The organism is Thermus igniterrae ATCC 700962 (assembly GCF_000376265.1).
Classification (GTDB): domain Bacteria; phylum Deinococcota; class Deinococci; order Deinococcales; family Thermaceae; genus Thermus; species Thermus igniterrae.
Window position 1 is genome coordinate 1 of the sequence record NZ_AQWU01000025.1, and the last position, 8,166, is coordinate 8,166.

7 protein-coding genes and 1 CRISPR repeat array are annotated in these 8,166 nt (G+C 70.4%); of the genes, 4 read left to right on the forward strand and 3 right to left on the reverse strand.

Going from position 1 to position 8,166, the window contains the following annotated elements:
- Positions 1-137 precede the first annotated feature (137 nt).
- A CRISPR array of direct repeats spans positions 138-475; the repeat unit is 36 nt; unit sequence GTTGCAAAAGCCTTAGCCCCGTAAGGGGATTGCTAC.
- A 54-nt stretch (positions 476-529) separates the two neighbouring features.
- Positions 530-1,027: a SixA phosphatase family protein gene (locus B128_RS0100640; protein WP_018110376.1), complete on the forward strand. Its 498-nt coding sequence runs from the start codon at positions 530-532 to the stop codon at positions 1,025-1,027.
- Complete coding sequence (locus B128_RS0100645; protein ID WP_018110377.1) at positions 1,024-1,761, forward strand: CHAD domain-containing protein; 738 nt, start codon at positions 1,024-1,026, stop codon at positions 1,759-1,761. The genes B128_RS0100640 and B128_RS0100645 overlap by 4 nt, the downstream gene beginning before the upstream one ends.
- On the opposite strand, the gene B128_RS0100650 is transcribed toward B128_RS0100645, so the two are convergent.
- Together B128_RS0100650 and surE are read right to left on the reverse strand one after the other, a co-directional pair.
- Complete coding sequence (locus B128_RS0100650) at positions 1,758-2,510, reverse strand: glycosyltransferase family 2 protein (protein WP_018110378.1); 753 nt, start codon at positions 2,508-2,510, stop codon at positions 1,758-1,760. The two genes, B128_RS0100645 and B128_RS0100650, sit on opposite strands and share 4 nt — an antisense overlap.
- Positions 2,503-3,237: a 5'/3'-nucleotidase SurE gene (gene surE / locus B128_RS0100655; RefSeq protein WP_018110379.1), complete on the reverse strand. Its 735-nt coding sequence runs from the start codon at positions 3,235-3,237 to the stop codon at positions 2,503-2,505. Before surE ends, B128_RS0100650 begins: the two co-directional genes overlap by 8 nt.
- 90 nt (positions 3,238-3,327) lie before the next feature.
- On the opposite strand from surE, the gene B128_RS12085 reads away from it, so the two are divergent.
- Positions 3,328-4,755, forward strand: coding sequence for a pyruvate kinase (locus B128_RS12085; protein WP_018110380.1), 1,428 nt, complete (start codon positions 3,328-3,330; stop codon positions 4,753-4,755).
- On the opposite strand, the gene B128_RS13050 is transcribed toward B128_RS12085, so the two are convergent.
- Complete coding sequence (locus B128_RS13050; protein ID WP_018110381.1) at positions 4,752-6,068, reverse strand: extracellular solute-binding protein; 1,317 nt, start codon at positions 6,066-6,068, stop codon at positions 4,752-4,754. The genes B128_RS12085 and B128_RS13050 overlap by 4 nt on opposite strands.
- Before the next feature lie 60 nt (positions 6,069-6,128).
- Between B128_RS13050 and B128_RS0100675 the strand changes: the two genes are divergently transcribed.
- Complete coding sequence (locus B128_RS0100675; RefSeq protein WP_026174903.1) at positions 6,129-7,715, forward strand: gamma-glutamyltransferase family protein; 1,587 nt, start codon at positions 6,129-6,131, stop codon at positions 7,713-7,715.
- The last annotated feature ends 451 nt before the right edge of the window (positions 7,716-8,166 follow it).

Here is an 8,166-nt window from a genome sequence, read left to right on the forward strand (position 1 = left end):
ACCTTTGGGAGCGGAAGCCTTGGACGGCCATGGCGCGGGCGCTTTTGGAGCTCATCGCCTACGGCCTTAGGGTTCTTCTCTCCCTTCTCCCGCCCCCTCCGGGGTACAAGGCAATTTACTAGGCAAGCCCCCTCCTTGTTGCAAAAGCCTTAGCCCCGTAAGGGGATTGCTACTCCAAGTCCTCCAGGGACTCGGCGTCCAGCACCAACACGTTGCAAAAGCCTTAGCCCCGTAAGGGGATTGCTACATAATCTCCTGGAGGCTCCTGCCCCCAAGAAAAGCTTCCCGTTGCAAAAGCCTTAGCCCCGTAAGGGGATTGCTACGGCCACGGCGTCCAGCGTGGGCGCGTCCTCCTCCTTCTGTTGCAAAAGCCTTAGCCCCGTAAGGGGATTGCTACTCTCACCACCAGAAGCACGAGCTTTTTCACCCTCTTTCCTCCGTTGCAAAAGCCTTAGCCCCGTAAGGGGATTGCTACCTGGAGCCACTTCCCGCAAGCCTTCTTCCTAGCTTTGGGCTGTAAAATCCCTGTATGGAACTCCTTCTGGTGCGCCACGCCCTGGCCCTTCCTCCTGAAGGAGAGGGAGAAGAGGCCGACGACCTGAGGCCCCTTGCTCCCAAGGGGGTAAAGCGCTTCCGCAAGGTGGTGCGGGGCCTCGAGGCCCTGGGGGTGAGGCTTGATCTCATCCTCACCAGCCCCAAGCGGCGCGCCCTGGAGACGGCAGAACTGCTTAGCCGCCTTCTGGACGGGGAAAGCCGGGTAAGCCCTCACCTGGCCGCTTCCCCCTCAGAGGCCCTCCTTGGGGAAATCCCCGAGGAAGGCCGGGTGGCCCTGGTGGGGCATGAGCCCTACCTTTCCCAGTTCCTGGGCTGGCTTCTCCTGGGGGACTACATGGGGGCTTCCACCCGGGAGGGCCTTGGGGAGCGCTTCCTCTTCAAGAAGGGGGGCGTGGCCTGGCTGGAGGGGAGCCCCCGGCCCGGAGGAATGGTTCTGAAGGCCCTCTTTCCCCCCAAGGTCTTCCGCATATGAAAGACGCCCGGGCCTGGATGGCCCACCTGCGGGCCCACCTGCCCCTGGCCCTGTCGGGGGAGGACCCCGAGGGGGTGCACCAGGTGCGGGTGGCGGGGAGGCGGCTCCGGGTCTACCTGGACCTTTTGGGCTACCGGGTCCTGCGGGAGGACCTCCGCCGCCTGGTGCGGGGGGCGGGCCGGGTGCGGGATCTGGAGGTGGCCCTCACCGCCCCGCCCCTGCCAGAGGGGGCTTCCCTGCCCCCAGGCCTAAAGGCCCACCTGGAAAGGGAGCTGGCCCAGGCCCGGGCCCTTCTGCCTGCCCTCCTGGCCTCCCCCTGGATGGAGGCCCTCCTGCGGGCCCTGGCCGCCCTTCCGCCCCTGGAAAGGCCTAGGGCCAAGGCGCGCCTGGCCCGCCTCGAGGCGCAAACCAGGAAGCGCCTTCGGGACCTGAGGCAAAACCCCACCCCCGAGGCCCTCCACGCCTACCGCCGCGCCCTAAGGCGGCTCCGCTACGCCAAGGAGTTCCTGGGGCTTCCCACCAAGCGGGAAAGGGCCCTCCAGGAGGTCCTGGGGGGTCTGAACGACCTCGAGGTCTTCCTGGGCCTTCTGGCAGACTACCTGGCCCAGAGTCCGGAGGAGGAGGCCCTGGCCCTGCGGGAGGCCCTGCTGGTGGAGCGGCAGGCCAGGTTCCGGGAGGCCCTCGAGGCCCTGGGGCTTCGGCCCGGGGAGGCAGGGGTGGAGCCCGCCAGCTAGAGCCCCTTTTGGGGCAGAGGGCCCTGGGGGACTGGGCGGGTGAGGCTTTCCCCTTGGGCCAGGGCCAGGTGGTCCTTGAGCTCCAGGGGGGGCAGGCCGTGCTTGGCCCGCAGGCGCTCCAGGTAGAGGGCCCGCTCCCCCAGCCTCCTGCCGTAGCTCTGGTTTTCCCCGTGGACCCTCACGCCCACGTTGCGCCCCCGCAGGTAGCGGAAGGGCAGGCCCGCCCGGTAGGCCCTGAGCCACAGGTCCCAGTCCCAGTAGTCCCCCATCTCTGGGTCCAGGCCGCCCAGGTCCAGGAGGGCTTTCTTGGGCAGGGCCGTGCCCGAGGCCAGGAGGCGGTTGTCCCTGAGGAGCCAGTCCCCCACCTCCTTGGGGGCGAAGGGAATTTCCTCGAGGCCCCACATGAGGACCCCTTCCCCGTAGGCCACCCCCCCTTGCCGGGAGAGGACCCGCCACACCCGGTAGAGGTAGGCGGGGTCCAGGAGGAGGTCGTCATCGTCCAGGAAGAGGACGATCTCCCCTCGGGAGGCCTCGAGGGCCGCCCGGCGGGCCGCCACCTGCCCCTGGCCGGGGTTGGGCAGGGCGCGCAACCGGGGGTCCCCCAGCCGGCGCACCACCTCCAGGCCCTCCCCAGCCCCGTCCTCCACCACCACCCCTTCAAACCAGGAAAAGGTCTGGTGCCTGAGGGAACGGAGGGCCTCCAGGAGGAGCTGGGGGCGGTCCTTGGTGGGGATGAGGACGCTAATCATGGGCCAGAGCCGGCTGGAGCTTGGCCTCGTCCGTGAGGTCCAGCCGCAGGGGGGTGGCGGCGATGAAGCCGTGCTCCACCGCCCAGCGGTCCGTGCCCTCCTCCGCCTCCTTCAGGGGCCGGGCGGCGAACCAGTAGAGGGGGCGGCCCATGGGGTCCTCCCCGGGCACCACCACCCCCTCGTAGGCCCGCACGGACTGCCGGGTCCAGAGGAAGCCCTTGGGCCTCTGGGGCAGGTTCACGTTGACCAGAAAGGGCCGCTCCAGGCGCAGCAGGGTCTCCAGGGTGCGCACCAGCCAGGGCTTGAGGAGGGCGAAATCCGGGGTGGTGCCGTTTAGGGGCACGCTGAAGGCGGCGGCGGAGAGGCCAAAGAGCCGCCCCTGCTTGGCCGCGGCCACGGTGCCCGAGTGCCAGATCTCGTGCCCCAGGTTGCTCCCCAGGTTCACTCCCGAGAGGACCAGGTCCACGGGGCCGAAGAGGTGGAGGCCCAGGGCCACGCAGTCCGCCGGGGTGCCCCTCACCCGGTAGGCGGGGAAGTGGGGCCCGGGAAGGGGGGCGGGGTGGGGGTAGGCCCGCACCGGGTGGGCGATGGTGATGGCATGGCCGGTGGCGCTCTGCTCGGTGTCGGGGGCGGCCACGAAGACCTCGCCGAAGTGGCCGGCCGCCTCCGCCAGGGCCCAGAGGCCGGGGCTGTAGATGCCGTCATCGTTGGTCACCAGGATCCGCATACCTCCACCCTAGGGGGTCCCTGTCAGGAGGGGGTCAGGGCGGGGTTGACCATCCCCTGACCTTGGGACCCCAGGAGCCTTCTGGCGGCGGTGCGGGCCCTGCGGGAGGCAGTGGAGGGGGAGGCTTCCCGCTACCTGGCCGCCTGGGGGGTTGCCGGGCCGCCTGACCCCAGCCTCGCCAACCTGGCCCGCTACCTGGCCCTACGCCGCCGAGATCTTAGGCCCCTGCAACGGGCCCTGATGCCCCACGGCCTCTCCTCCCTGGGCCGGGCAGAAAGCCGGGTGGCGGAGACCCTTTTGGCCCTGGAGCGGGCCCTACAGGCCCTGGCGGGGGAGGCTCCTTACCCCGGGGCAGACCCCGAGGAGGCCTTCTTCTTTGGGGAAGGCCTTCTGGAGGCCCGCACCCGGGGCCTTTTTGGTCCGGAGCGGCCCGGGCGCAAGACCCGCATCATGGTGACCCTGCCCGAGGAGGTGGGGACGGCCTCCCTCCTGGAACTGGTGGAGGCGGGCATGGACGTGGCCCGGCTCAACCTGGGAAAGCTCCCCGAGGAGGCCTGGCCGGGGTATCTGCGGGCTTTGCGGGAGGCGGAGGCGGCGTTGGGCCGGCCCATCCCCTTGGTCCTGGACCTCGAGGGCCCCCGCCTGCGCATCCAAACGCCGGGGGTGGCCCGGGTCCGCGTGGGGGACGCCGTGGCCCTGGTGCTCCGGGGAGAAGCCCCCTCAGGCCTTCCCGCCTTCGCCCCCGACCGCCCGGAGCTCCTGGCCCTTGGGGTGGGGGACAGCCTTTCCCTGGACGAGGGACGCCTCTGGGCCCAGGTGGAGGAGGCCACCCCCTACGGCTTTCGCCTGCGGGTCCTCCTGGCGCCGCCCAAGGGCTTCAAGCTGAAGCCGGGAAGGGCCCTCAACGCCCCCTTGGGCCTCGAGGCTCCCTACCTGGGGGAGCGGGACGCCAGGGTGCTGGCCCTGGCCCAGGAGCTGGGGGCCCTGGTGGGCCTTTCCTTCGTGCGCACCCCGGAGGACCTGGGGGCCCTCCCCCCGGGGCTTAAGGGGGTGGTGCTGAAGCTGGAAAGCCGGGAGGGCGTCCGGAACCTGCCCCAACTCCTGGCCCATGCCCTACCCCGCTTCCCCACCGCGGCCATGATCGCCCGGGGGGACCTGGGGGTGGAGCTGGGCCCCGAGCGCACGGCGGAGATGGAGGAAGAACTCCTTTGGCTCCTGGAGGCGGCCCACACCCCGGTGGTATGGGCCACCCACGTCCTGGACCGCCTGGTGCGCAAGGGAACCCCCACCCGGGCGGAGCTGGCCGACGCCTTCATGGGGGGCCGGGCCGAGGTGGTCATGCTGAACCGGGGGCCCTTTCTGAAGGAGGCCCTGCGGCTTCTAGACGGCCTTCTCCGCCGCATGGAGGCCCACCAGTACAAGAAAACCCCCAGGCTCAGGGCCCTCCGGTCCTGGCCGCTTCCCGGGGAGGAAAACCCCCCGCCGGGACCTCCCGGCGGGGGGTTTATCCCCGCCTAGCGCTCGGCCACGCTGCGGTTGTAGCGTTCCAAAGCGGCGTCCGCTTTGGCCTTGGCTTCCCGCAGGGCCTCCCGGGCGGGCTTGCCCCGGAGGGCCTCCTCCCAGGCCGCCTGCACGTACTGCCGGATCTCCGGGAAGGCCCCCATGAGGCAGCCGGCGTTGGCGGTGTTCGCCTTGCTGGTGAGGAACTGCTGGATGGCCGTGGTGTAGTTGGGCTGGCGCACGTGCCCCTGGCGCACGAAGGGGAGCTCCACCGCCCCCTTGGCCACGGGCACGTAGCCGGTGTTCAGGTGCCAGCGCCCCTGCACCTCAGGCCTTAGCAGGTACTCCACGAAGCGCCAGCTGGCCTCGGTCTCCGCCTCGGGGAAGCCCTTGAGGATGTAAAGGGCCGCCCCGCCCACCGCCACCCCGTTCCGCTCCTTGTGGAAGGGGTAGTAGGCGGTGCGCAGGGGGAAGCGCCCCCCGATCTGCCGCAGGACCCCGGTGAGGCTGGCGGTGGAGTAGGCGGCCATGGCCGCCTGCCCCTGGGCGAAGAGGCTCTGGGAGTCCGCCCAGGTGCGGCCGGTGTTGGCCGCCACCCCCTCCCGCACCAGGCGGGCGTACATGTCCAGGAAGGCCACCGAGGGCAGGGGGTTCCCCCGCACCTCCAGGACCAGGGGCCGGTCCAGGTAAGGGGGAAGCCAGCGGGCATGCTCCAGCTGGCCCGTCCCCAGGTTCCAGTGCCGGTCGTAGAGGCCATCAGTGTCGTTCAGGTGGAGGTGCTCAGGCCCCAGGGCCAGCCAGGGCTCGGGCTCCGGGGTGGCGCTGAAGACGCGGGCGTGGGCGGCGTCAAAGCAGAAGCCCACGACCTCCCCGTGGGCCTCGAGGACCGGCCTCAGGGCCTGGGGCCCCGGTTCGTGGCTGTTCTCCAGGAGGAGGCGCACCCCCAGGGTCCGGGCCCGGCGCACCAGGGGCCTGAGGGCTTCCACCAGGCGCCCGGCCCGTTCCTCCGCCTCCTCCGGGGTGCGGCCGTGGGGGATGCCGGAGTGGAAGACCGCCCGGTCGGCCCCCAGCTCTGCCGCCCGGTCCAGGGCGAAGAGGAGCCGCCTCAAGGAGAGGGTTCGCACCTCGGGGTCGGGGGAGAGGAGGTCCAGGTTCCAAAAGGGGAGATGGGCGGAAGGGGAGTGGCGCAGGGCCCGGGCCAGCTGGCTGAAGAGGTCATCCTCCTCCAGGTGGGCGGGGTCCAGGTAGACCTCGAGGCCCACCCCCAGCTCCTCCAGATGGGGAAGCCGCCCCAGGGCCTCGGCCACGTTCAGGGAAAGCCGGAGGTCCATGCCCCAAGGTTAGGAGGCCTCCGTCAGAGGGCGGTCACCCGGCGTATGCTGGAAGCGTCCATGGACCTCACCCATTACCCCTACCCTTCCCGCCGCCACGTGGTCCTGGGGCGCCGGGGGGCGGTGGCCACCAGCCAGCCCCTGGCGGCCCTGGCGGGCATGGAGATGCTCCTAAAGGGCGGAAGCGCAGTGGACGCGGCCATCGCCATGGCCGCCTGCCTCACGGTGGTGGAGCCCACCAGCAACGGCCTGGGGGGCGACCTCTTTGCCCAGGTGTGGGATGGCCGCCTCCACGGCCTGAACGCCTCGGGGAAAAGCCCCCAGGCCCTTACCCCCGAGCGGCTTCCCCAGGGGCGCATGCCGGAGCGGGGCTGGCTTCCCGTGACCGTGCCCGGGGCGGTCTCGGGGTGGCGGGCCCTGCACGAACGCTGGGGACGGCTCCCTTTCCCCGAGGTCCTGGCCCCGGCCATCCGGTACGCGGAGGAGGGCTTTCCCGTGGGGCCGGAGACGGGGCGGGCCTGGCGGCGGGCGGAAGGCCTCTACCTTCCCCTGGAGGGGCCGGAGCACCGGGCCTTCAAGGAGGTGTTCTTCCCCGGGGGGCGTGCTCCGAGGCCGGGGGAGGTGTGGCGAAGCCCCCTCCACGCCAAGACCCTGCGGGAGATTGCCGGGAGCTACGGGGAAAGCCTCTACCGGGGCCCTTTGGCCGAGGCCCTGGCCCGCTTCAGCGCAGAGACCGGAGGGCTCCTCACCCGGGAGGACCTGGCCGCCCACCAGCCGGAGTGGGTGGAGCCCCTGGCCCTGGAGTACAGGGGCCTCACCGTGCACGAGCTTCCCCCCAACGGCCAGGGGGTGGCGGCCCTCCTGGCCCTGGCCATCCTCGAGGGCTTTGACCTCCGGCCCGAGGACCCCTTCAGCTACCACCTGCAGATAGAGGCCATGCGCCTGGCCCTGGCCGATGTCTTCCGCCACGTGGCCGACCCCCGGCATATGGCCTTAGACCCCCAGGCCTTCCTCTCCAAGGCCTATGCGGCGGAAAGAAGACGGCTCATCGGGGAGCGGGCCCTGCCCCGGGTCCTGCCCGGCCTGCGCCCCGAGGGGACGGTCTACCTGGCGGCGGCGGACGGGGAGGTGATGGTCTCCCTCATCCAGTCCAACTACCAGGGGTTTGGCGCGGGGGTGCTGGTGCCGGGGACGGGCATCGCCCTGCACAACCGAGGCCTGGGGTTCAGCCTCGAGCCGGGGCATCCCAACCGGGTGGGTCCGGGCAAGCGGCCCTACCACACCATCATCCCCGGGTTTCTAACCCGGGAGGGAAAGCCCCTGGGGCCTTTTGGCGTTATGGGAGGGTTCATGCAACCCCAGGGGCACGTGCAGGTGGTATTGGGCCTGGCCGAGTTCGGCCTCAACCCCCAGGCGGCCCTGGACCGGCCCCGCTGGCAGGTGGCGCCGGGTCGGGAGGGGGACGAGGTCCTGCTGGAACCTGGCATTCCTCAGGCCACCGCCCTTTTCCTCAGGGACCTGGGCCACCGGGTGCGCTACGAGGCGGAGTACGCCCTCTTTGGCCGGGGGCAGGTGGTGGTGCGCCACGGGGAGGCCCTTCTGGCGGCCAGTGACCCTCGGGCGGAGGGGGTGGCCTTGGTCCTTTGAGGGGAGATGAAATCCACAAGCGTATTTAATCGTGAAATAAATAACAAGTCTTCCCCCGCCACCCCAACACACTGGGGCAACCCTAACCACCCACATGGACGAAGGGCCGCTGGCTGGGATCAGGCTCAGCACGGCGCAGGATTTCGTGGGTCAGAGTAGGCACGTCCCCCTCGCCAAAAAGGAGAAAATCCAAAGCCGCCTGCAGAGGGCCCCCCTCATATGAAATCCTCCCGATCCATTCCCTCAGCATCCCCCCGGCCACCAGTGAAAAAGAGTGTGGCTCCGAATAAGCTCCGGCTGGGTCTGCAAGTAAGCACAGCGGGCCTCCACCCTCTCCCAAAGCTCCTCCTCCGAATCCACCCGCCCATTCGCTACCACCCCGTCCACCAAGGGCCATACCCGCTCCACAGGCTGTAGCTCAGGAGAGTAGGGGGGCAAAAAGACCAAACCT

Bases quoted from the DNA above. Each gene is read 5' to 3' on its own strand.
- surE (WP_018110379.1), bottom strand. From the start codon at position 3,237: ATGCGGATCCTGGTGACCAACGATGACGGCATCTACAGCCCCGGCCTC.
- B128_RS13050 (WP_018110381.1), bottom strand. From the start codon at position 6,068: ATGGACCTCCGGCTTTCCCTGAACGTGGCCGAGGCCCTGGGGCGGCTT.
- B128_RS0100640 (WP_018110376.1), top strand. From the start codon at position 530: ATGGAACTCCTTCTGGTGCGCCACGCCCTGGCCCTTCCTCCTGAAGGA.
- B128_RS0100650 (WP_018110378.1), bottom strand. From the start codon at position 2,510: ATGATTAGCGTCCTCATCCCCACCAAGGACCGCCCCCAGCTCCTCCTG.
- B128_RS0100645 (WP_018110377.1), top strand. From the start codon at position 1,024: ATGAAAGACGCCCGGGCCTGGATGGCCCACCTGCGGGCCCACCTGCCC.
- B128_RS0100675 (WP_026174903.1), top strand. From the start codon at position 6,129: ATGGACCTCACCCATTACCCCTACCCTTCCCGCCGCCACGTGGTCCTG.